This window comes from Lentzea fradiae (assembly GCF_900100955.1).
GTDB lineage: Bacteria > Actinomycetota > Actinomycetes > Mycobacteriales > Pseudonocardiaceae > Lentzea > Lentzea fradiae.
Genome location: NZ_FNCC01000009.1, coordinates 390,460 through 411,812 on the forward strand (window position 1 = coordinate 390,460; position 21,353 = coordinate 411,812).

The 21,353-nt window shown below is 72.5% G+C and carries 22 protein-coding genes; 10 read left to right on the forward strand and 12 right to left on the reverse strand.

Annotated features, from left to right (window positions below):
* The first annotated feature begins 23 nt into the window (after positions 1-23).
* Positions 24-431, forward strand: coding sequence for an ATP-binding protein (locus tag BLT23_RS23265; protein ID WP_090051963.1), 408 nt, complete (start codon positions 24-26; stop codon positions 429-431).
* A gap of 59 nt (positions 432-490) precedes the next feature.
* Here BLT23_RS23265 and BLT23_RS23270 read toward each other — a convergent pair whose 3' ends face one another.
* The 4 genes from BLT23_RS23270 to BLT23_RS23285 all read right to left on the reverse strand — a co-directional run bounded on the left by BLT23_RS23270 (position 491) and on the right by BLT23_RS23285 (position 4,064).
* The gene (locus tag BLT23_RS23270; RefSeq protein ID WP_090051965.1) at positions 491-868 is read right to left on the reverse strand and encodes a peptidase inhibitor family I36 protein; all 378 of its coding nucleotides are present in this window, start codon (positions 866-868) and stop codon (positions 491-493) included.
* Positions 869-1,003: 135 nt separating this feature from the next.
* Positions 1,004-1,765: a peptidase inhibitor family I36 protein gene (locus BLT23_RS40105; RefSeq protein ID WP_143036009.1), complete on the reverse strand. Its 762-nt coding sequence runs from the start codon at positions 1,763-1,765 to the stop codon at positions 1,004-1,006.
* Between the two features lie 113 nt (positions 1,766-1,878).
* Entirely contained in the window at positions 1,879-2,799 is a 921-nt protein-coding gene (locus BLT23_RS23280; RefSeq protein ID WP_090051968.1) for a cellulose binding domain-containing protein, read from the reverse strand.
* Between the two features lie 104 nt (positions 2,800-2,903).
* The gene (locus BLT23_RS23285; protein ID WP_090051971.1) at positions 2,904-4,064 is read right to left on the reverse strand and encodes a beta-ketoacyl synthase N-terminal-like domain-containing protein; all 1,161 of its coding nucleotides are present in this window, start codon (positions 4,062-4,064) and stop codon (positions 2,904-2,906) included.
* Positions 4,065-4,267: 203 nt separating this feature from the next.
* Between BLT23_RS23285 and BLT23_RS23290 the strand changes: the two genes are divergently transcribed.
* Positions 4,268-7,027, forward strand: coding sequence for a sensor domain-containing protein (locus BLT23_RS23290; RefSeq protein ID WP_090051974.1), 2,760 nt, complete (start codon positions 4,268-4,270; stop codon positions 7,025-7,027).
* Positions 7,028-7,134: 107 nt separating this feature from the next.
* Entirely contained in the window at positions 7,135-8,055 is a 921-nt protein-coding gene (locus tag BLT23_RS23295; protein WP_090051977.1) for an NADP-dependent oxidoreductase, read from the forward strand.
* A gap of 35 nt (positions 8,056-8,090) precedes the next feature.
* Here the strand turns inward: BLT23_RS23295 and BLT23_RS23300 are convergent, their stop codons facing one another.
* Positions 8,091-8,459: a MerR family transcriptional regulator gene (locus tag BLT23_RS23300; RefSeq protein WP_090051980.1), complete on the reverse strand. Its 369-nt coding sequence runs from the start codon at positions 8,457-8,459 to the stop codon at positions 8,091-8,093.
* 13 nt (positions 8,460-8,472) lie between these two features.
* Positions 8,473-9,414, reverse strand: a complete 942-nt coding sequence (locus BLT23_RS23305) for a ketopantoate reductase family protein (RefSeq protein WP_090051982.1) — start codon at positions 9,412-9,414, stop codon at positions 8,473-8,475.
* A gap of 163 nt (positions 9,415-9,577) precedes the next feature.
* Here BLT23_RS23305 and BLT23_RS23310 point away from each other — a divergent pair, with 163 nt between their 5' ends.
* The 4 genes from BLT23_RS23310 (at position 9,578) to trpA (ending at position 12,715) form a co-directional block, all read left to right on the forward strand.
* Positions 9,578-10,225 (forward strand): TetR/AcrR family transcriptional regulator, encoded by a 648-nt coding sequence (locus BLT23_RS23310; RefSeq protein WP_218133848.1) that lies wholly within the window; start codon positions 9,578-9,580, stop codon positions 10,223-10,225.
* 238 nt (positions 10,226-10,463) lie between these two features.
* Entirely contained in the window at positions 10,464-10,628 is a 165-nt protein-coding gene (trpM, locus tag BLT23_RS42275; RefSeq protein WP_090051987.1) for a tryptophan biosynthesis modulator TrpM, read from the forward strand.
* Between the two features lie 66 nt (positions 10,629-10,694).
* A complete protein-coding gene (trpB, locus tag BLT23_RS23320; protein WP_090051990.1) occupies positions 10,695-11,921 on the forward strand; it encodes a tryptophan synthase subunit beta in 1,227 nt (408 codons plus the stop codon).
* On the forward strand, positions 11,918-12,715 hold the full coding sequence (gene trpA / locus BLT23_RS23325; protein ID WP_090051992.1) for a tryptophan synthase subunit alpha: 798 nt from the start codon (positions 11,918-11,920) through the stop codon (positions 12,713-12,715). Before trpB ends, trpA begins: the two co-directional genes overlap by 4 nt.
* A 27-nt stretch (positions 12,716-12,742) precedes the next feature.
* On the opposite strand, the gene BLT23_RS23330 is transcribed toward trpA, so the two are convergent.
* A complete protein-coding gene (locus BLT23_RS23330; RefSeq protein ID WP_090051995.1) occupies positions 12,743-13,774 on the reverse strand; it encodes an acyl-CoA dehydrogenase family protein in 1,032 nt (343 codons plus the stop codon).
* 83 nt (positions 13,775-13,857) lie between these two features.
* On the opposite strand from BLT23_RS23330, the gene BLT23_RS23335 reads away from it, so the two are divergent.
* Positions 13,858-14,760 (forward strand): AraC family transcriptional regulator, encoded by a 903-nt coding sequence (locus tag BLT23_RS23335; protein WP_090052156.1) that lies wholly within the window; start codon positions 13,858-13,860, stop codon positions 14,758-14,760.
* Between the two features lie 14 nt (positions 14,761-14,774).
* Entirely contained in the window at positions 14,775-15,707 is a 933-nt protein-coding gene (locus BLT23_RS23340) for a nucleoside hydrolase (protein WP_090051999.1), read from the forward strand.
* On the opposite strand, the gene BLT23_RS23345 is transcribed toward BLT23_RS23340, so the two are convergent.
* The 5 genes from BLT23_RS23345 to BLT23_RS23365 all read right to left on the reverse strand — a co-directional run bounded on the left by BLT23_RS23345 (position 15,700) and on the right by BLT23_RS23365 (position 19,155).
* Entirely contained in the window at positions 15,700-16,308 is a 609-nt protein-coding gene (locus BLT23_RS23345; protein WP_090052158.1) for a TetR/AcrR family transcriptional regulator, read from the reverse strand. The genes BLT23_RS23340 and BLT23_RS23345 overlap by 8 nt on opposite strands.
* Before the next feature lie 75 nt (positions 16,309-16,383).
* Complete coding sequence (locus BLT23_RS23350) at positions 16,384-16,752, reverse strand: YciI family protein (protein WP_090052001.1); 369 nt, start codon at positions 16,750-16,752, stop codon at positions 16,384-16,386.
* A gap of 97 nt (positions 16,753-16,849) precedes the next feature.
* Positions 16,850-18,496 carry a GMC family oxidoreductase gene (locus tag BLT23_RS23355; protein WP_090052003.1) on the reverse strand — a complete coding sequence of 549 codons (1,647 nt, stop codon included), beginning with the start codon at positions 18,494-18,496 and terminating at the stop codon, positions 16,850-16,852.
* A complete protein-coding gene (locus BLT23_RS23360) occupies positions 18,493-18,771 on the reverse strand; it encodes a hypothetical protein (protein ID WP_090052005.1) in 279 nt (92 codons plus the stop codon). Before BLT23_RS23360 ends, BLT23_RS23355 begins: the two co-directional genes overlap by 4 nt.
* A gap of 51 nt (positions 18,772-18,822) precedes the next feature.
* Complete coding sequence (locus tag BLT23_RS23365; RefSeq protein ID WP_090052161.1) at positions 18,823-19,155, reverse strand: putative quinol monooxygenase; 333 nt, start codon at positions 19,153-19,155, stop codon at positions 18,823-18,825.
* Between the two features lie 154 nt (positions 19,156-19,309).
* Between BLT23_RS23365 and BLT23_RS23370 the strand changes: the two genes are divergently transcribed.
* A complete protein-coding gene (locus BLT23_RS23370; protein ID WP_245744117.1) occupies positions 19,310-21,223 on the forward strand; it encodes a DHA2 family efflux MFS transporter permease subunit in 1,914 nt (637 codons plus the stop codon).
* Positions 21,224-21,353 lie beyond the last annotated feature (130 nt).

The window sequence follows — 21,353 nt, forward strand, 5'->3', positions numbered from 1 at the left end:
GCGGGTCAATACGATCGGCCCCGATGACTGCAGGCGGCCACGCGGGAGAGGTCTTGGACGACGACGCCGGGACACGGACCACGCGCGAGATCGACAACGACCTGAGCGAGATCGGACGGGCACGCGCGTGGGTGCGCGACCAGGTGAGCGGCCTCTCCCCCGACCAGGCGGAGGACGTCGTGCTCGCGGCCGACGAGCTGATCTCCAACGCGCTGCGGCACAGCGTCGCCCCGCGGCGGCTGCACCTCGTCCGCGGCCCCGCGTTCCTGCGCGTCGAGGTGGAGGACGGGTCACCGGTCCCCGCCACGCCGCGGGAGGGCACGCTGACGGGCGGGCGCGGGATGATGCTGGTCGGCGTGCTGGCCGCGCAGTGGGGCCAGCGGGCGACGGGACAGGGCAAGGTCGTGTGGGCCGAGTTCACGCTCGCCTGACGAGCGGGGTGCCGGGCACCCCGCTCGCCGGTGCCGGTGCTCCGGCGCCAAGCCCGTCGCTACGGCAGCTCGAGCCGGTCGATGTCGTCGTTCCAGCCGCTGGGGAGCTGGGAGTAGTCGCCGTTGAGGTCGAGGTGCCGGTCCGGCAGCCCGGTGCGCACGTCGGTGACCTTGAAGCCGCCGGTGCGCTTGTCCCGGATGCTGGAGGTCTTCTCGCGGAAGTTCCAGTCCCCGAGCTCCTTGCGGCCCGACTCGTTCCACTTCAGCATCCGGCCGTCCGCGTGCCGGTTGAAGTCGCTGTGCTCGTACAGGCACACGTAGCCGGTGGGGCAGGGCTGGTTCCGCTCGGTCACGGTCGCGTTCGCGGCGGGCATGGCCATCGCGACAGCGGCCAGAGCGGACAGCACAGCGGCGGCGCTGACCCGGAGAATCCTCATCGGTCACCCTTTCTTCGCCGGGAAATCCTGACGGGACCGACCGTAGGAAGCTTTCCGGCGGCGGTGGAAGGGAACGGGTTCGGCTTTGGTCGAACAACCGCATAATCGCAGCTCGGCGATTTGGCCATGGACATTTCACGGCCGTGCGGAGCCGGTGCAGAACCACTGTGCGCCCAGCAGTGCGGAGCTGTCCTGGCTGCTGCCGCCGGCGCGGATGTCACCGACCTCGTTCTTCTGCGAGTCGAAGAACCGCGCCGTGATGGCCGTGTTGTTGTCGTACGAGAAAACCGCGTCCCGCAGGTGGTAGTCCGCGAGGTTCCAGCACGCGTTCTGCCGCTGGGTCCGGAAGTTCATGTCGTCGAAGCCGATGTTGCGGTACAGGCACAGCCACGACGCCTCGCACGGTTCGGCGATCGTGCGGACCACCGGCCGGTCGGCATGCGTCCAGAACGCGGCGACCAGGGCCACCCCGGCCACGAGGGCCGCCACCAGCGCCCACCACCCGCTCCCCGGCCCCCGCGTCCCCGCCCGCGCGGCCGGCCGCTCCACCGGGAGCACCACGGCCGGTGCCGGAACCGCGGCCGCTGCCCGGTCCCACCGCTGCCGCCACTCCGCGCGCACCCGCTCCTCGTCCCGGCCGAGCACGCCGACGGCCAGCGGCCGGACGAACTCCCAGGTCGTGGTCCACGACGGCAGCTGCGCGCCGCGGGCCGCCGCCGACAACGCCGACTTCGACGCCAGCGCACCGTGCTCACGACGCATCACGTCGTACGACGGGTCCCCCGCACAGCGCTTCAGCTCCCACAGCCGCCGGGCGAACACCGCCACCGGGCCGTCGCCCTCGGGCGGCTTGGCCACCCGTCCCCTCCGGCCCGTCCTGATCGTCTCGTTGCTCATGGCTCCCCCTGCTGGACGCTCCCCTTGCGCGGAGTATGGAGCCGGGACGAGCCCTCTGGAGGAGCAGGACGGCGGGGCCGGGTGAGAAATTCACCCGGCCGTGGCGAAGTGTGTTACCCGACCGAGCACTGGGTGCCGTTGAGCGAGAAACCCGCCGGGGCGCGGTGCGAGCCGCGGGTGGTGCCGTTGAAACCGAACCGCACCGACGCGCCGGGGGCGATGCGCGGGTTGTAGTCGGCGTTCGAGGCGCTGACGGACGTCCCGCTCTGCCCGCCCCTGGCGTCCCACATCTCGCGGACGGACTCGCCGTTCGAGAACGTCCAGCGCACCACCCAGCCGTCGACCGGGGCGGAGCCGGTGTTGCGGACGGTCACGTTCGCCTGGAAGCCGCCCTGCCACTGGCCGGAGACCCGGTAGCTGACGACGCAGGCCGCCTTGGCTGCGGGTGGCGGTGTGGCGGTCGTGGCCGTCGGGCGCGGCGCGGTCGTCGCCGGGGCGGGAGCCGCGGCCTCGGTCGTGGTGGTGGTCGTCGTGGGCGTGGGCTTCGCGGTGTCCGAACCGTCGCACGGCGGGCCCCACAGGCCCCGCTTCGCGGCGGACGCCTCGTCCCTGGCGCTGGTCAGCGGGCCGTTGTCGGTGTTCTCCGGCCGCAGCGCCCCCTGCCGCACGGCGAGCACGGCGTAGTCGGTGCCGTCCTCCAGCCGGAGCTCCACCTCACCGACCTGCAGGCCGGTGTAGCGGACGGACCTGGCCAGCAGGGTCGAGCGGGCGAAGTCGCGCGCGGCGGTGGCGAAGCACGCCTTCGGCTCCTCCAGCCGGGCGATGCGGACCTTCGTGCCGTCGGCCAGCTCGACGGTGCGGCCGTCGACGACGTCGCGGACCACGGTCAGCACGTCCTGCGGCGGCACCACCTCGTTGACCAGCGTCGGCGGTTTCACCGGGACGGTGCTGGACGACGGCGGGCGTTCCGGTTCGGACGTGCACGCCGAAACGAGCAGGACCACGGCCACCACCAGCACGTGCTTGCCCAGCACCTGTCACTCCCGATTTGCTCACCCGCGCGCGGAACGTCCTCACGCGACCCACCCGGCCGGACTCCGGCCGGGATGATCACCGCGTCACGCACACGATGCCCTGCTCAGGCGGGCGGGGCCAGCACGATGGCCGAGTTGTGACCACCCATTCCGAGGGAGGACTTGACCGTGAGGCCGTCGGCGACCGCCGTGAGGCCGTCGAGCAGGGCCGGGTGTCCGGACGCGACGACCGGTGGGGCGGGGATCACCCCGCGGTCGTAGCCCATCGCGGTCACCGCGGCCTCGATCGCCGACGCGGCGCCCTGGCAGTGGCCCGTCAGCGGTTTCACCGAGTAGACGCCGGTGCCCGGCTCGAACAGCTGCTCCAGGACGGTCGCCTCGGCGGCGTCGCACTGGGCGGTGCCGGGCCCGTGCGCGTTGAGGTAGCGGACGTCCGCGGCGCTCACGCCCGCGTTGTCCAGGGCGTCGCTGAAGCACGCCGTGACCTGCTCCAGCTGGGGATCGATCGAGGTCACGTGGTACGCGTCGTGCGACATCGCGCCGCCGAGCGTCAGCGCGTACGGGGTCCTCGCCCGTCTCGACAGGACGAACGCCACCGACGCCTCGCCCATCACGAAGCCGCGGCTGCCCTGCTGGAACGGCCGGCACGCGTCGAGCGGCTCGGAGTCCACGACGGCCACGCCGAGCCGGACGAAGTGGGCGACGTTCTCCGGGGTGAGGGACAGGTCCGTGGCGACGAACACCACGTCGTCGACGATTCCCGCGTCGAGCCACGCCTTCGCCGTGATCAGCCCGGCGTTGCCGGAGGCGCACATCGCCGAGACGTTCATCGCGGGACCGTGGAAGCCGTACTCCTGCATGAACGTCGACATCGGAGTGGACGGCATCAACGCCAGGTAGTCGCGCACCGGCAGTTTTCCGCCGCGGGTGATGTAGAAGTCACGCCACAGGTCGACCTCGCCGAGCACCACGGCGTGCAGGAGCCCGACCCGCCGCCCCGGCTGCCAGCCGCGGTTCCCGGCGTCCTCGATGGCCTCCCTGGCCGCGGCCCGCATGGCCTGCGCGAACCGGCTGGGCCCGTCGAGCGGGTCGCCGTCGTCGCCGACTCTGGCCGCCCAGACCGTGTCTCCCGGGACTCTGCCCAGCTCAGGGACTACGAAGGCGGCGGGCTTCCCGCTCGCCAGACCGTCCCACAGCGACTCCCTGTTCCAGCCGTAGGCGCTCACCACGCCGACACCGCAGATCCCCACGCCTCGCGCGACCATAACCGCTCCCCGCCCCGAGGGCCGACACCTCTTCTACCAGCTTAACCGCCGGGAGCGACTCGCGTGGAACACGTCCATTCGTCTACAATGGACAATGAAAACGACCCCTGATCAAGCGGACGGATTCGATTACCGATATAACGGCACACCATGTTCACGCCAGACGGATGCGGTTCTGCTCTGCTGTGCGGTAGGACTTCACGATGGCCACGCCACCGGGAATTCGAGGGACTGCTGGATCTGGGAGTCACGACGTGAGCGGCCTGATCGGTGACGGCGAGTTCGACCACGAGCTGCTGGCCGGCCTCGGGACGTCGATCGGCGCCGCCGTGGTGTGGTGGCTCGACCTCGACGACGAGCAGCTCGGCTGGATGCCGGGGCTCGACGCCGTCCTCGGCGTGTCCGGAAGCGACCAGGACGTCGTCCGCACCCGGCTGGCCGAGCTGGTGGAGCCGCTGGCCGTGACCGCCCGCACGGCACCGGCCTGGCAGGACTTCGAGCTGGTCCAGCCTCTCGACACGGCGGACGGGCGGCGCTGGCTGCAGTTCCGCGCCCGCCTCTCGACCAAGGACTCCGCCCGCGCGCTGGTCGGCGTGGTCGCCGACGTGACCAGGCGGCACAACCAGCAGCAGGAGCTCGCCGACCTCGCGGACCGCTACCGGCTGCTCGTGGAGCTCGCGCCCGAGGCGATCGTGGTGCACGAGGCCGGCCGGATCGTCTACGCGAACCCGGCGGCGGTCCGGTTCGTGCGGGCCGCGTCCGACGCGGACATCATCGGACGGCCGATCACCGACTTCGTCCACCCCTCCTCGCAGGCGGAGATGCTCCAGCGCATCGCCAAGCTGACCGAACCCGGCGTGACGAGCGAGCCCGCGGACACCGTGCTGGTGCGGTTCGACGGCGGCACGATCGACGTCGAGTCGGTCTCGGTGCGCACGACCTGGGAGGGCAGGCCCGCCTTCCAGGTGATCATGCGGGACGTCACCGACCAGAAGGCGGCCGCGGCGGCGCTGCGCTACCAGGCCGCGCTCGTCGCCCACGTGAGCGACGCGCTCATCGCCACCACCTCCGACGGCGTCGTGACCAGCTGGAACCCCAGCGCGGAGTCCGTCTACGGGCGCAGTGCCGCCGCGGCCATCGGCCGTCCGATCAGCGAGGTCGTGGGGGCGCCGCTCGACCCCGTGGCCGTGCTGGACTCCGGCGGCGTCGTCCAGGCCGACCACCGCAAGGCCGACGGCGACGCGCTGTCGGTGCGGATCTCGGTCGCCAGGATGGACGACGGCTACGTGCTGATCTGCGCGGACGAGACGGCCCGCAGGCGCGCGGAGCAGCACTTCACCGCGGTCGTCGCCGCCATCGAGGAGGGCGTGCTGGTCGTCGGCCCGACCGGCCGCGTCGAGTCCGTCAACCCCGCGGCCGAGCGGATCCTCGGCGTGAGCGCGCGGGACGCGGTCGGCCAGCTGGCGTCGTCGACCGAGCTGCACGACGAGACCGGCCAGCAGATCCCGCTGTCGCGGTTCCCGTCGGCCATCACCAGGACGACCGGCAAGTCCCAGCACGGCCGGATCGTGCGGGCGCTGCGCCCGGACGGCACCCGCGTGTGGCTGTCGCTGAGCGCACGGGCGCTGAACCCGACCGGGGACCTGCCCACGGCGACGGTCGTGTCGTTCACCGACATCACCGAGCGCCGCATGATCGACAGCCAGCTGGAGCACGAGGCGACGCACGACGCGCTGACCGGGCTGTTCAACCGGACGGTGACCATCAACCGGCTGAGCCCCGGCGAGCGGTCGCACCGCTCGGGCCTCACCGCGGTGCTGTTCATCGACCTGGACAAGTTCAAGGTCATCAACGACTCCCTCGGCCACAGCGCCGGTGACGACGTGCTGAGGGTCGTGGGCCACCGGCTCAGCCGCAGCACCCGCCGCGGCGACGTCGTGGGCAGGCTCGGCGGCGACGAGTTCACCGTCATCGCCTACGGCGTGGCGGGCCCGGAGGAGGCGCGGGCCATCGCCGACCACGTGCGGGCCGAGCTGAACAAGCCGATCACCGTGGAGGGCAGGCAGCTGCACGTCGACGCGAGCGTGGGCATCGTGCTCGCCGAGTCCGGCGACCCGCGGGACGGCGCCGACCTGCTGCGCGACGCCGACCTCGCGATGTACCAGGCGAAGACCAGGGGCCGCGGCCGGATCTCCTTCTTCGACGTGGAGCTGCGCGAGCGCATCCAGCGGCGGCTGCAGCTGGAGCAGGACCTGCGGATGGCGCCGCTGGGCGACGAGCTGTGGCTCGCCTACCAGCCGATCGTCGACCTGGGCACGAACCGGCGCACCGCCGTCGAGGGCCTGCTGCGCTGGACGCACCCCCGCTACGGCCTGATCCTGCCCGGCGAGTTCATCACGCTCGCCGAGGAGAGCGACCTGATCAACATCGTCGGGGCGCACATGCTCTACACCGCGTCGCGCGAGATCGCGACGCACGCGCCGGAGCTGCAGCTGACGGTGAACCTGTCGGCCCGGCAGCTCGACGACCCGTGGCTCGTGTCGTCGGTCCGCAACGCCACCCAGAAGTCGGGGCTGGCGCCCAGCTCGTTGTGCCTGGAGATCACCGAGAGCGCGCTCATGCAGGACCCGAAGCTCGCGGCCCGCACCCTCTCGGCGTTGCGCGACCTGGGCGTGCGGCTCGCGATCGACGACTTCGGCACCGGCCACAGCTCGCTCGCCCAGCTGCTCACCCTGCCCCTCGACACCCTCAAGATCGACCGCTCGTTCACCGCGGGTCTCGGCCGGTCAGACGAGGCGGAGGCGATCGTCACGAGCATCGTCGCGATGGCGCACGCGGTCGACCTGACCGTGATCGCGGAGGGCGTGGAGGAACCCGCCCAGCTGGAGATCCTGCGCGCGCTCGGGTGCGACCAGGCCCAGGGCTACCACCTCGGAAGACCGGTACCGCTCGCCGACCTGTGACGAGGCACCCGTCACATCCGCTGGAACTTGACACCGGTGTCAGCACCTAGCTTCGGGATCACCGCGTTCCGACAGCCGGGACGCGGAGACCGGAAGAGGGATCCACGATGGGTCAGGTGTGGGGGTACCGCGGTTTCGGCGGTGCCGAGGTGCAGGAGTTCTTCGAGCGGCCGGACCCGTCACCCGGTCCCGGCGAGGTGCTGGTGCGGGTCGAGGCGGCGGGCGTCAACCCGCTCGACCACCTGCTGCGCTCGGGACACGTGCCCACGATGAACGGCGAGGTGCCGTTCCCCCAGGTCCTCGGCATGGAGGCGGCCGGCACGGTGCTCGCCCTCGGTGACGGGGTGACGGGCCTGGCCGTCGGCGACCGGGTCACCGGCTTCGCGCTGACGTTCGCGGGCACGTACGCCGAGACGACGCTGCTGCTCGCCGAGTCCACGGCCCGCATCCCCGACGCGCTGCCCGCGACGTGGGCGGCGACCATCCCGGTGGCCGGCACGACGGCCCTGGACGTGGTCGACCAGCTCGACCTGCCCTCCGGCGCGTCGGTGCTGGTGAACGGGATCGGCGGCGGCGTCGGCATCGCGGTGGCGCAGGTCGCCCGCGACCGGGGCCTGGTGGTGACCGGCACGGCGAGCGCGGCCAAGCGGGACCTCGTGACGGCGCTCGGCGCGACGTTCGCCGACTACTCGGAGGGCGACGTCGTCGAACGCCTCCGCCCGTCGGCCCCGTTCGACGCGGTGGTCGACACGGTCGGCGGCGAGTCGCTGCGCGCACTCGCCCCGCTCGCGGCCAAGCCGGACCGGGTGATCTCCGTCGGCGACTTCTCGGTCACCGAGATCGGCGGCGTGGCGGTGGAACGCCGTCTCGGCCGTGAGGGCCTCGAACGCGTCGCCCGGCTGATGGTGGAGGGGCGGCTCGACCCGCACATCACCGCCACCTACCCGCTCGCGCGGGCGCACGAGGCGCTGGCGCTCGTCGAGTCGCGGCACGCCACCGGCAAGCTCGTCCTCGACCTGAGCCTCTGAGACCAGGGGGCTGCGGCGGTCAGGGGCTGGGGCGCTCAGGCGGCGCCGATCCCCTGCCGGTACCGGGTGTTGACGTCGATCAGCTCGTCGAGGGCCGCACGGGCCTCGACGAGCCGCTCGATCTCGGCGGTCAGCCGTCCGCGCTCCCCGACCATCGTGGTGAAGGCGTCCTCGGCGACCTCCCTGGTGTCGCTGTCCACGCACGGCAGCAGGCGGGCGATCACCTTGCTGCTCAGCCCGGCGTCGAACAGCCGGCGGATGATCTCGACCCTCGCGGGCTCCGTCGGCGCGTAGTGCCGCTGGCCGCCGACGGACCGCGTGCTGTGCACCAGGCCCTGCTGCTCGTAGTAGCGCAGCGAGCGGGGGCTGACCCCGGTCAGCGCGGCGAGTTCTCCGATCCGCATGGGACCAGACTAGTCACGCGAAGACCGGCTCCCGGGCTTCGAGACGGGGCAGCCGGATTCCGCGTTCCCTCGCCTCCGCGAGCACGTCGCGGGAGTAGAGGCCGGCCAGGTGGCGGTCCAGGTGGCCGGTGCGCTCGATCTGCCGGAAGAAGAACGCGGCCAGGTTGTCGCCGCCGAGCGTCTTGCGCAGGACGAAGCTCACCAGTCCCGCCGGCAGGTACGTCATGAGCGCGGCGCCGATGCGCGGGGTGCCGCCCTTGGCCTTCAGCAGCGGGACCATCTCGCGGACGAGCAGCACGGACCCGCTGACGGCCTCGGGTGAGCCCAGGTAGGCGTCGACGCTCCCGGCCGCGAGGACCTCGGTGAGCATCCCGGCGTCGAGGATGTAGTGGAACCACAGCCAGCTGCGGAAGTCCCTCACCCGCGAGACCGAGAACCCCGCTCCGGTGAACAGGTCCCGCACCGCCTCGTGGCGCAAGCCGCGGTTCGAGCCGTCGACGTACCCGAGGAAGACGTTCTTCAGCATTCCGCCGCTGACCCGCGACCCGGTGAACCCGCCGCCCGCGCCGGGGAACCCCCAGACCACCTGGTCCGCCGGCAACGAGGACACGACCTCCGCCGGGTCGGCCCACACGTTGCCGAAGACCAGCACGGTGGCGGTGCCGACGCGGCCGGTCAGGAACTCGACGGCCCCGGCGAGCTGGTCGGGGTTCACGCTCACCAGGACCAGGTCGAAGTCGTGGCCGGGAGCGAGCTCCTCCCGGAGGGTGACCGGCCATCGCTCGGAGACCTCGGCGCCCTTCTCGCGCCCGTCCCTGATCGACAGCTCGATCTCCGGGCCGTGCTGCGCCGCCCGGCCCGGCCGCACGTAGAACTCCACCTGGTGGCCCGCCTTTTCGAAAGCCCACCCGTAAACGGACGCGATCATGCCGCGGCCGAACATCAGAATCTTCATCAGGAATTCCTCGCATCTTTTCACAACGCCGCAACAAACGCCCTTTCACCGTAGCGAGGCAAGTGGAAACCGGCTTCCACTTGCCTGCAAATGAGAACGACTGCTTCCCGGCCGACTCACTTCGGAACTGGAAAATGTTTTCCACTTGCGCTTGACTGGACGCGTGGCCGAACCAGCCGACCTGCGCTCCGACGCGGCGCGCAACCGCACCCGGATCGTCGAGGCGGCACGCGAGCTGTTCCGCACGCGCGGCATCGACGTCCCGATGAGCACCATCGCCCGCCGTGCCGGAGTGGGCGTGGCGACGCTGTTCCGCCGGTTCCCGAGCAGGGAGGCGTTGCTCGCCGAGGTGTTCGCCGAGCAACGCGCGCACTGCGAGGCCCTGCTGCACGAGGCCGCCACCGACCCGGACGCCTGGCGGGGTTTCCGGCGGCTGGTCGAGTTCATGGTGGCCGAGCAACTGGAGGACCGCGGCTTCACCGAGGCGTTCCTCTCGGCGTTCGCCACCGAGAGCGCCGAACGCGCCGTCGCGGAGTCGGCGTTCGACACGATGGTCCGCCGCGTGAAGGAGACCGGGAAGCTGCGGCACGACTTCGAGGTGGGCGACCTGCTCATGCTGCTGCTGGCCCACGCCGGCCTGCGCTCCGCCCCGCCCGAGCACGTCCGCACCCTGTCGCGCCGGTTCACCGGCTACCTGCTCCAGGCGTTCGGCACGGAGACGCCGCCCGGCGCCGAGCCGCTCCCCCCGGCCAGCGGGTTCGGCCTGGCCGAGCACGTCACGCCGCGCACACCGAACCCGCACGCGGGATAGCCCCATTCGTGTCTGCCTCCGGGTACGCGGGGGCCCCGCGTACTGTCCGCGGACACGCGGGGCCCCCGCGTACTAAGAGCACGTCACGCGGAGACATTGGTGGCCGTTGGGCGGGTGACACTCGGACGGGTGAGTGGTGGGCGGCGGCACGGCTTCTGCCGAGGTGTCCAGGACGCTGGCCGCTCGCCAGGTGGCCGCGACTTGCCCGAACCGCCGTCCACCGGGTAAACCTGCACCCGTGTCCCTCACCGTCCGTCTTGCCCGTGGCCGCCGGCCGCGTGGCTGCCGCGCGCCCGCACGGCGCGTGCTCGGGCGTCGGGTGAGGTACGTGATCGGCTCCGAAGCGGGTCAGGTCAACGGGATGCGATGGCGTCGTGCGCCGCGCACCGCGCGGAATCGCTGATTCCCAGACCACCCACACCCCGGGCCCAGGGCACCCCTGGCGGTTCCGGGTCAGGAGCACATCTTCATGGAGACTTCGCACTTCTTCCCGGCCGCCCGAGGCGGCCTTCCCACCGCTGACGGCTACTTCGGCGGTTTCGGCGGGCAATTCGTGCCGCAGGCGCTCGTCGCCGCCGTCGACCAGGTCGCCGCGGAGTACGAGCGGGCCAAGGCCGATCCCGCGTTCGTGGCACGGCTCGAGGACCTGCTGGTCCACTACGTCGGGCGGCCGAGCGCGCTCACGGAGGTGCCGCGGTTCGCGGCGCACGCCGGGGGCGCGCGGGTCTTCCTCAAGCGGGAGGACCTGAACCACACCGGCTCGCACAAGGTGAACAACGCGATCGGCCAGGCGTTGCTGGCCCAGCGCATGGGCAAGACCCGCGTCATCGCCGAGACCGGCGCCGGGTCGCACGGCGTGGCGACCGCCACCGCGTGCGCGCTGATGGGGCTCTCCTGCACCGTCTACATGGGAGAGACGGACATGCGGCGCCAGGCCGTGAACGTGGCGCGGATGGAGCTGCTCGGCGCCGAGGTCGTGCCGGTGACATCCGGGTCGCGCACGCTCAAGGACGCGATCAACGAGACGTTCCGCGACTGGGTCGCCCGTACCGAGGACACGCACTACCTGTTCGGCACGGTCGCGGGGCCGCACCCGTTCCCCGCGATGATCCGCGACTTCCAGCGCGTCATCGGGGTCGAGGCCCGCAGGCAGCTGCTCGAACGGACCGGGCGGCTGCCCGACGCGGCCATCGCGTGCGTCGGCGGCGGGTCGAACGCGATCGGGCTGTTCCACGCGTTCCTCGACGACCCGGTGCGGCTGGTCGGCTGCGAGGCCGCCGGACACGGCGTGACGAGCGGCGAGCACGCGGCGTCGCTGTCGGCCGGTGAGCCGGGCGTGCTGCACGGTTCGCGGTCGTACGTGCTGCAGGACGACGAGGGGCAGATCCGCGAGGCGTGGTCGATCTCGGCCGGGCTCGACTACCCCGGCGTCGGACCGGAGCACGCCCACCTGCACGAGTCGGGCCGCGCCGAGTACCGGCCGGTCACCGACGACGAGGCGATGCGCGCGTTCCGGCTGCTCGCCGTCACCGAGGGCATCGTCCCGGCGATCGAGAGCGCGCACGCGCTGGCGGGCACCCTCCAGGTCGGCGCCGAGCTGGGCCCCGACGCCGTGCTCCTGGTCAACCTGTCCGGCCGCGGCGACAAGGACCTCGACACCGCGTCCGTCCACTTCGGACTGGAGGCCGCGCGATGACCGGCAACCTGCGTCTTCTCACCGACACCCTCGCGGCCGCGAAACACGCGGGCAGGGCCGCCCTCATCACCTACCTGCCCGCCGGTTTCCCCACCGTCGACGACGGCATCGCCGCGATCCTGGCGACGGTCGACGCCGGTGCGGACGTCATCGAGGTGGGGTTGCCGCACAGCGACCCGGTCCTGGACGGTCCGGTGATCCAGACGGCGGACGACATCGCGTTGCGCGGCGGCGTGCGGATCGCCGACGTGCTGCGCACGGTGCGCGAGGTGCACGCCGCCACCGGCAAGCCGGTGCTGGTGATGTCGTACTGGAACCCGGTGTCGCGCTACGGCGTCGAGCGGTTCGCGCGCGAGCTGGCCGAGGCGGGTGGCGCGGGCTGCGTGCTGCCGGACCTGCCGGTGTCCGAGTCGGGCCCGTGGCGGCGGCAGGCGGAGGCCCACGGCCTCGCCACCGTGTTCGTGGTCGCGCCGAGCAGCACGGACGCGCACCTGGCGGAGACGGCCGCGGCCGGTTCCGGGTTCGTGTACGCGTCCGCGCTGATGGGCGTCACCGGTGCCCGTGCAGCGGTCGACGAGGCCGCCGCCGTGCTCACGGCCCGGCTCCGCGCGGTCACCGACCTGCCGGTGTGCGTCGGCATGGGCATCTCGGACGCGGACCAGGCCGCGCAGGTGGCCGGGTTCGCCGACGGGGTGATCGTCGGGTCCGCGCTGGTCTCGACGCTGCTCGACACGGGTGACCGCGCCGCCCTCGCCCGGCTGACCGGCGAGCTCGCGGCCGGGGTCAGGGCCTGACGCGCGGTGCTCGCCGGCTGGTTCGCGTCAGCCGGCGAGCGCCGTCCCGAGGTTCTCCACCGCGAGGTAGGAGTTGAGGTGCGGGTGGCGGCTGCCCACGGCGACGTCCCGCCAGAAGCGTTGCAGGACGTTCGCCGTGTCGAACCCGCTCGTGCCATGCAGGTCCAGCATGAGGTCGACGGCGTCCCGGCAGTCCTTGCCCGCACCGGCCAACGTCCGGTACAGCCGTGGAAGGTCCTCAGCGGACAGTTCCCGTTCGTCCGCTTCCTCCGCCGCGGTGAGCATCGCGGTCTCGGCGCGTTGCACCAGATGGGCGGCCTCGGCCAGCCAGTGCCGTGCTCCCGGCGACTCCCCCATGCGCGTGTAGGACGTCATGAACGGCTTGCGGTCGGAGGCGAACATCGCGGTGACGGCGTCCAGTGCGCCCTGAGCGGCACCGACGACCGGCCCGAGCGCCGTCATGGCGAACAAGATCCTGTCGTTGGGGGCGAAGGGGTGCGCGGGCGCGGTCCGCTCCTGCGGGACCAGGACGTCGTCGGCGACCAGGGTGTGGCTGCCCGTGCCGCGCATGCCCGCCATCCGCCAGGTCGGTTCGACGACGAGGTCGGCCGTCGGCACCAGGACGAACGAGAACACGCCGTCCACCATGACGCCGAGCACGGCCCACACGGCGTCCTCGCAGCCGGAGACGTTCGGCCACCGCCCGGTGAGCCGCACCCCGCCGGCCACCGGTTCGCCGCGGCCGCCGGGGATGCCCGAGCCGCAGAAGAGCACGTCGGGGTCGGCGAACGCCTCCGCGCCGCCGACCGCGTTCGCCACCAGGGTCTTCGCGGTCGCGCACGTGCCGGCGACCCACGCGGAGGACGGGCAGGCACGCCCCGCCTCGGTCAGCAGCCGGGCGACCGCCGCGATGCCGGCCCGCCCGTCCCCCGGTGTCCGCAGGGCGAAGAGCCCGTTCTCGCGCAACGCTTCCACGGCTTCGGTGGAGAGCCTGTCGTTCTCCTCCGCTTTCACCGCGTGGGCGCGCAGAACCGCGGCGAGGTTCGAAAGTTCGATCACGCCGCCGACTCAAGCAGCGGTCACGGCCGCGGTGCCATGCGCGAGCGGCACCAGTTCATGCGCGAGCGAATACCATGGCCGTCGTGGACCTGATCAGCGAGATGATCCGCGCCGTGCGGGTGGGCGGCGCGGGCGCCCGGCTGATCAGGAAGACGGCTCCCGGCGCCCGGTTCGCCGCGTTCGAGGGCAGCGGGTTCCACGTCATCACGACCGGGCCGTGCTGGCTGGTCAGCCACGACGAGCCGGTGCGGCTGGACACCGGGGACATCGTGCTGGTCACGTCCGGCGGTGAGCACGGGCTGAGCACCGAGCCCCTCCCGTTGCACGACCTCCCGCTCGTCGAGATGGGCCCGTTCCCGCCCGCGCCGGGGCCCGCGGACTTCGAGTTCCTGTGCGGCGCCTACCACCTCCAGCGGGCACCGCGGTACCTGCGCGCGCTGCCCGGCCTCATCACCGTGTCGCCGGAGCCCGGCCGCCACCCGGTGCTGCGCTCGCTCGTCGGCCTGCTCACCGAGGACGCGACGGGTCCCGGTGCGGCCGCGACGCTGCGGGCGGTGCTGGACCTGGTGCTCGTGCAGGCGTTGCGGCAGTGGCACGAGGACAACCAGGGGCACGGGGACGACCAGGGGCCGCCGCGGGTCACCCACCCCGGCATCGCCGCCGCCCTGCGCGAGATCCACGACAAGCCGCACCACCGGTGGTCCGTGGGCACGCTGAGCGAGGCGGCGGGCCTGCCCCGCGCGGCGTTCTCCCGGCTGTTCACCGCCGCCGTGGGCCAGGCCCCGACGGCCTACCTGACGGGCTGGCGCCTGCACCGCGCCGCCCAGCTGCTCCGCGACACGGACGCGCCGCTGGCCAGGATCGCGTCCCAGGTCGGGTACTCGACCGAGTTCGCCCTGTCCGCCGCGTTCCGCCGCGAGTACGGCGTCCCGCCCGGCCGGTTCCGCGACACGGTCCCCGTGCTCCCCTCCCCGACCGCCCGCTGACCCCGGGGAGCGCCGTGCCCACACCCGTCATCATCGACTGCGACCCCGGCCACGACGACGTCTTCGCGTTGTGGCTCGCCGCGGGCAACCCCGAGGTCAGCCTGCTCGGCGTCACGACGGTCGCCGGCAACGGCGAGCTGGAGCACACCACGACGAACGCGCGGATCGCGCTCACGGTCGCGGGTGTCGAAGGCGTGCCGGTGGCCGCGGGCGCGGACGGACCGTTGCGGCGCAAGCTCACCCCGGCGACGTGGATCCACGGCGACAACGCGCTGGGCGGCCCCGTCCTGCCCGCACCGGCGGTGCCGCTGGACGGGCGCACCGCGACCGAGCTGACCGCCGACCTGCTGGAGGCGTCCGCCGAGCCCGTCACGCTCATCCCGACCGGGCCGCTGACGAACGTCGCGTTGTTCCTGGAGCAGCGCCCCGGCCTGCGCGGACGCATCCGGGAGATCATCTGGATGGGCGGCTCGACCGGCAGGGGCAACGTCGGCGCCTACGCCGAGTTCAACGCCTGGTCCGACCCCGAGGCCGCCGACCTCGTCTTCCGCTCCGGCCTGCCGGTCACGATGGTCGGGCTGAACATCTCGCACCAGGCGCTGGTGACCGAGGACGTGATCGCGTCGATCGCGGCGATCGGCAACGAGACCAGCGCGTTCGGCGTCGAGCTGCTGCGGTTCTTCTGCGCCGCGTACGAGGTGTCGCAGGGCATGCCGGACGGGCCGCTGCACGACCCCATCACCGTCGCGATCGCGATCGACCGGGCCGTGGCCGAGGTGCGGCGCTGCCACGTCGACGTCGAGACGAGGGGCGAGTTCACGGCCGGTGCCACGGCGGTCGACCTGCGGGACATGCTCGGCAAGGAGCACAACGCCGACGTCGCGATCTCGCTGGACGTGCCCCGCTTCTGGCGCCTCGTCCGCGACGCCGTCGCCGCCCTCAGGTAGCGAGCCTGGCCCGCGCCGCCGGGTCCGACCGGTACCCGAGCAGGCCCTCGACACCGGCCACGAACGTCTCGCCGACCCGCTCGGCGTCGGCGAGGCACCCCGCGGCCATCGCACCGTCGCGGAGCAGCATGAAGTGCCGTCCGGCCGACTCGGCCGTCTCCTCGTCCATGCGCGCGAACAGGTCCGTGACGGCGCCCTGGAACCAGGCCCGGTGCTCCAGCACCGTCGCGTGCACGGGATGCGCGGCGTCCGGGTACTCGGCGGCGGCGTTGAGGAACGCGCAGCCGCGGAAGCCGTCCGAGCCGATGGCCTCCGCGATGGACGCGGCGAGCGCCCGCAGCGCGTCCGGCGCGGACCGGTCGCCGTCCACCGCGGCGGCGACCAGGCCGCGTTCCAGCTCCGCGACCGACCGCAGGTAGGCGACGACGAGCTCGTCCTTGCTCGCGAAGTGCCGGTACAGGGTCGCGCGGGTGACCTTGGCCTCCGCGACGATCCGGTCGATGCCGACGGAGTGCAGGCCCTCCGCGTAGAAGATCCGGGAGGCCGTCGCGAGCAGCCGCGTGCGGGCCTCGGAGACCTGACCTCGAACGTTGTGCGCCATCACGCCCACGCTAGCAGACAGAACGGTCAGTACGCCCTGCCGCACGTCCCTGGAGACGCACGGCAGGGCACCGGCTCAGCGGTAGCGCTCGAGGTCCTCCGCCTCCGCCACCTGCCGCACCTCGACCGACATCTCCTCGACGCCCGCGAAGCAGCCGATGTACTCCTCGGCGATGGCCGTGGCCTCGGCCAGGTCCGCGGCGTTGATCAGCAGAAACCCGCCGACGACCTCCTTGGCCTCGGCGAACGGGCCGTCGACGGCGCTGACCGCGGTGCCGCGCCTGCGCACCACCGCACCGGTCCGCTGCACCCCCTCCGCACCCAGCAGCACGCCTTGCGCGGCCAGCCTCGTGGCGAACTCGTCCATCCGCTGGACGAGCTCCGGGACCGGCTCCCAGGACGACGAGTCGTCCTCCGGGACCCGGTGCATGAGCAGGAACCGCATGGTCTTCTCTCCTCGTGGTCGGCAGGCGGCATCCGGATGCCGCCACCCCTGCGTCGATCGGCGGCACCGGGCTTCGACATCCCGCGGAGAACTTCTCTCACCGCCACCGCGTGACGAGGTGCCCCGCCGTGCGGAGGGCCAGCGCTGCCATCGTGAGCGACGGGTTGGACGTGCCGAGCGACGGCATGCTGCCGCAGCCCACCGCGTACAGGTTCGGGTGGTCCCAGCACCGCTGCCACTGGTCCACGACGGAGTCGCGCGGTGACGTGCCCATCACGTGCGTGCCGCCGCTGTGCCCGGCACCCCAGTACCGCAGTGGTTCGCCGTCGTGCTCGAAGTAGCGCTCGTCGTCCGGTTTGTACGCCGTGTGGTCCTCGGCCCCGAGCAGCTCGAAGATCCGGTCCGACACGCGTTTCGCGGCCAGCATCCCGTCCTTGGCGTACTCGGACAGTTCGTAGTGGACGGACGGCCGCGGGTTGCCCAGCGCGTCGCGCTCGGCGGCGAGCGTGACGCGGTTGGCCGGGTCCGCCTCGTGCTCGACCTCGATCTGGAGGGTGAACTGCCTGCTCACCCGCTCCGCGACGGCCCGGCGCAACGCCGTGCCGCGCAGGCCGGCCGCGACCAGCTCGGCCGTGTCGGACTCCGGGCTGCCCGCGGACCAGCCCCAGCCCCAGTTGCCGATCTCGACGCGGAACGGCGCCCGCGCGGCCCGTTCGGGACCCGTGCGGAACGCCTCGATGCCGGTGGTCGAGCCGGGACCGCGGAACGGGCCGACCGGGTGCGGCATGAGCGCCCACGTCAGCAGCACCGGGTGGCCCATGAGGTTGCGGCCCACCTGGTCGCTGCTGTTCGCGAGACCGGACAGGAGCAGCAGCTTGGCGTTCTCGACGGCGTGCGCGGCCAGGACCACGACGTCGGCCTCCACCTCGTGACGGGTGTGCGCGCCGGTCGTGTCGTCCTCATAGCGCTGGTAGCCGACCTTGGTGACACGGCCCGACTCGTCGGCGTGCAGGCGGTTCACCACGCACCGCGTGCGCAGCTCCACGGTGGCGGGCCAGCGCTTCTGCGTGCGGTGCGGCGTGTACTTGGCGCCCTCCGGGCAGACCGGCACGCAGCTCGCGAACCCGGCGCAGAGCCGTCCGTCCGGCCGGTAGCCGTCGACCGGGACCCCGTTGCGCGCCTGGGGTGTGCCGACGACCAGCAGCTCCCGTCCGTCCACCCGCTGTCCGTCCACAGCGGACGCGATGGCCTCGTCGAGGAACGTGCGCGGAAGGGCGTGCATCGGGTAGCGGTAGCCATCGGCGACGGGGAGGTGCTGACGCTGCTCGTCGGCGTCGGCCGCGACGCCGATCTCCCACTCCGCGGCGCGGTAGTGGGGTTCCAGGTCGTCGTAGGACAGCGGCCAGCTGCGGCCGTGCCCGAAGTCGGCGGTGCGGAAGTCGTCGGGCAGCATCCGGGGCGTGAGGCCGGCCCACGCCGTGCCGGTGCCGCCGTTCATCCGCAGGTACTGGCTGGCGACCGAGTGCGGCCCGGTGTCGACGACGTAGTCGCTCGACGGCGCGGCGGCGGTCCGCCGGAACGGCACGAGCGGCGTCCTGGCCGGTGCCGTGCGGTACCGCTCGACCGCCTCGCCGGGGTCGTGGCCCGCGCCCGCCTCCAGGACGAGCACGCGGAACCCGTTGTCCCCCAGCACCTTCGCGATCAGCGACCCGGCGAACCCGGCGCCGACCACCACGGCCCTCACCGGGAGCTGCCGCGCGGTCTGCGTTCCCAGCTGCCGAAACCGGGGCCGCGGGTGCCGGGCGCGGCCACCCCGGCGGCCTTCCAGGCGAGCCCCTCGGCGTAGGCGCGGGCGCTCGGGACCGTTCCGCGCCAGACGCCGGTGTACCACAGCTGGATGATCTCGGCCTCGGACGCGCCTTCGGCGAGCGCGCGGTACGGCTCGACCAGTCCGGTCGACCTCAGCTCCTCCGCCGAGAACCCGGTCAGCTCGGCGGACAACTCCACGAAGGCGTCCACCGGGCCATCCTCGACCCGGCGGCCGCGCGCACCAACGGCTCGGGCCGAGCCTCACCCACGTGGTGGAACCTCCATCTCGCCGAGCAACGACCAGTCGTCCTGCTCCACGCTCTGGCTGACGATCCGCGGCGTCTCGGCGAGATAGCGCGGCAGCTCCGTCTGGGCGGCCTTGAAGTGGTCGGAACCCACGTGCTCGCCGCCCGCGTCACCGTCGCGGAACGCCTCGACGAGGACGTACTCGTTCGGGTCGTCCAGGCTGCGCGACCAGTCGAACCACAGGCAGCCGGGCTCGGCGCGGGTGGCCTCGGTGAAGCTCCTGCTGATGTCCGGCCACGCCTCCGCGTGCTCGGGCAGGACGCGGAACTTGGCGGTGATGAAGATCAAGACGTGCCTCCTCTGTGCTCCGCCCAGACCCTATGACCACCCGGCCGCGGCAACCACCCGGGCCAGCGGAACCGCCGGAGCTGGGCCATCATCGGCGGTGCCCGAGGTAGACACCCGCCGCCGGAACCTGGTCGTCGCCGCCGTCCTGCTCGCGATGCTGCTGGCCGCCCTCGACCAGACGATCGTGTCCACCGCCCTGCCCACGATGGTCGCCGACCTCGGCGGCGGGGCCCACCTGTCGTGGGTGGTGACGTCCTACCTGCTCGCCGAGACGATCATGACGGTGCTGATCGGCAAGTTCGGCGACCTCTACGGCCGCAAGAAGACGTTCGTGATCAGCGTCGTGCTGTTCCTCGTCGGCTCGTTCTTCGCGGGCTGGTCGGAGTCGATGGGGATGCTCATCGCGTTCCGCGCGGTGCAGGGCCTGGGCGCGGGCGGGCTGATGGTCACGTCGACCGCGATCATCGCCGACGTCGTGCCGCTGCGGGAACGCGGCAAGTTCCAGGGCCTCGCAGGAGCGGTGTTCGGCGTCGCGACCGTGGCGGGGCCGCTGCTCGGCGGGCTGTTCGTCGACCACCTGAGCTGGCGCTGGGCGTTCTACGTGAACATCCCGCTCGGCGTCGCGGTCGTGCTGGTGGCGCTGGCCGCCCTCCCGACGATCAGGACCGACGCCCGGCCGAGGATCGACTACGCGGGCATCGCCCTGATCGCGCTCGCGGCGACCGGGCTGACGCTCGTCACGAGCTGGGGCGGCACCGAGTACGCGTGGACGTCGCCGACGATCCTGGGGATGGCGGCCGGGTCGGTCGTGCTGCTGGTGGCGTTCGTGCTCGTCGAGCAGCGCGCCGCCGAGCCGATGCTGCCGATGCGGCTGTTCCGCGGCCGGGTGTTCACGGTGTCCGGCATCCTGAGCTTCGTCGTCGGGTTCGCGATGCTCGGCGGCATCACCTACCTGCCGATCTACCTGCAGTACGTGCGCGGCGAGTCGGCCACGGCGTCCGGCCTGTGGATGCTGCCGCTGATCGCCGGCCTGATGGTCACCGCGCTCGTCACGGGCAGCACGATCAGCCGCACCGGCCGGTACCGGATCTTCCCGCTGATCGGGTCGGTGGGGCTCTCGCTCGGCCTGTTCCTGCTGTCCAACCTGGACGCCACGACGAGCTACTGGGTGATGGGCCTGTTCATGGCGGTGCTGGGCGCGGGCATCGGCCTGGTCATGCAGGTGCCGGTGATCGTCGTGCAGAGCACCACCAGCTACGGCGACCTCGGCGTGGCGACGTCCGGCATCAGCTTCCTGCGCACGATCGGCAGCTCGTTCGGTGTGGCCGCGTTCGGCACGATCTACGCCAACCAGCTGCCGCGGAACCTGGTCGTCCCGCCCGGCGTGGACCCGCGCGCCATCGCGAGCCCCGCCGCCGTGCACGCGCTGCCGGAGGCCGTCCGCGCGCCGATCGTCGACGGCTACGCCGAGACCGTGCAGACGATGTTCCTGATCGCCGCCCCGATCGGCCTGGTCGCGCTCGCCGTCGCGTTCTTCCTGCCGGAGGTGCCGTTGCGCGACACCTCACGGGCCGCCGCGGCGGGCAACAGCGGCGTGGGCGAGAGCTTCGCCGCACCACCGTCCAACTCCTACGACGAGCTGCGCAAGCTGGTGTCGGCGGTGGTCGCGAGGTCGGAGGACGACCCGGGACCGGCCGTGCTGCGGCGTTCGGGCGTGGACCTGCCGCTGGAGCAGGCGTGGCTGCTCGGCCGGGTCTACCGGGCGTCGGCGGACGACGGCGTCGCCACCCCCGACGAGATCGCCGAGATGACGAACGTGCCGGGCGGCATCTTCGAGCCCACCCTGCGCAGCCTCGTGCGGTCGGGGCACCTCGCGTTCAACGACGACGGCTACCGGTTCACCGAGCAGGGCGCCGAGGTGTTCACCCGGCTCGTGCAGGCGTGGCGGGGCTGGCTGCTCGACCAGCTGCACGACTGGCAGGAGCCGGACCAGCGCGAGTTCGCGCAGGCGCTCGACACGTTCACCGGCGAGCTGATCGAGAGCGGACGCCGCCTGAGCCACGTCTGAGCCCACCTCCAGAGCTGCTGTCCGTAACACCCCACCCCGCTCACGACTCTCTTTCGCGTTTCCCCGCCCGCACGCGGGGCCCTTTCGTACTGTCTCGGCGTACGCGGGGTCCCCGCGTACTAAAGCCGTG

Coding starts and splice junctions, on each gene's coding strand:
- BLT23_RS23265 (WP_090051963.1), top strand. CDS start 24: ATGACTGCAGGCGGCCACGCGGGAGAGGTCTTGGACGACGACGCCGGG.
- BLT23_RS23270 (WP_090051965.1), bottom strand. CDS start 868: ATGAGGATTCTCCGGGTCAGCGCCGCCGCTGTGCTGTCCGCTCTGGCC.
- BLT23_RS40105 (WP_143036009.1), bottom strand. CDS start 1,765: ATGAGCAACGAGACGATCAGGACGGGCCGGAGGGGACGGGTGGCCAAG.
- BLT23_RS23285 (WP_090051971.1), bottom strand. CDS start 4,064: ATGGTCGCGCGAGGCGTGGGGATCTGCGGTGTCGGCGTGGTGAGCGCC.
- BLT23_RS23290 (WP_090051974.1), top strand. CDS start 4,268: ATGGCCACGCCACCGGGAATTCGAGGGACTGCTGGATCTGGGAGTCAC.
- BLT23_RS23295 (WP_090051977.1), top strand. CDS start 7,135: ATGGGTCAGGTGTGGGGGTACCGCGGTTTCGGCGGTGCCGAGGTGCAG.
- BLT23_RS23300 (WP_090051980.1), bottom strand. CDS start 8,459: ATGCGGATCGGAGAACTCGCCGCGCTGACCGGGGTCAGCCCCCGCTCG.
- BLT23_RS23305 (WP_090051982.1), bottom strand. CDS start 9,414: ATGAAGATTCTGATGTTCGGCCGCGGCATGATCGCGTCCGTTTACGGG.
- trpB (WP_090051990.1), top strand. CDS start 10,695: ATGGAGACTTCGCACTTCTTCCCGGCCGCCCGAGGCGGCCTTCCCACC.
- trpA (WP_090051992.1), top strand. CDS start 11,918: ATGACCGGCAACCTGCGTCTTCTCACCGACACCCTCGCGGCCGCGAAA.
- BLT23_RS23345 (WP_090052158.1), bottom strand. CDS start 16,308: ATGGCGCACAACGTTCGAGGTCAGGTCTCCGAGGCCCGCACGCGGCTG.
- BLT23_RS23350 (WP_090052001.1), bottom strand. CDS start 16,752: ATGCGGTTCCTGCTCATGCACCGGGTCCCGGAGGACGACTCGTCGTCC.
- BLT23_RS23370 (WP_245744117.1), top strand. CDS start 19,310: ATGCTGCTGGCCGCCCTCGACCAGACGATCGTGTCCACCGCCCTGCCC.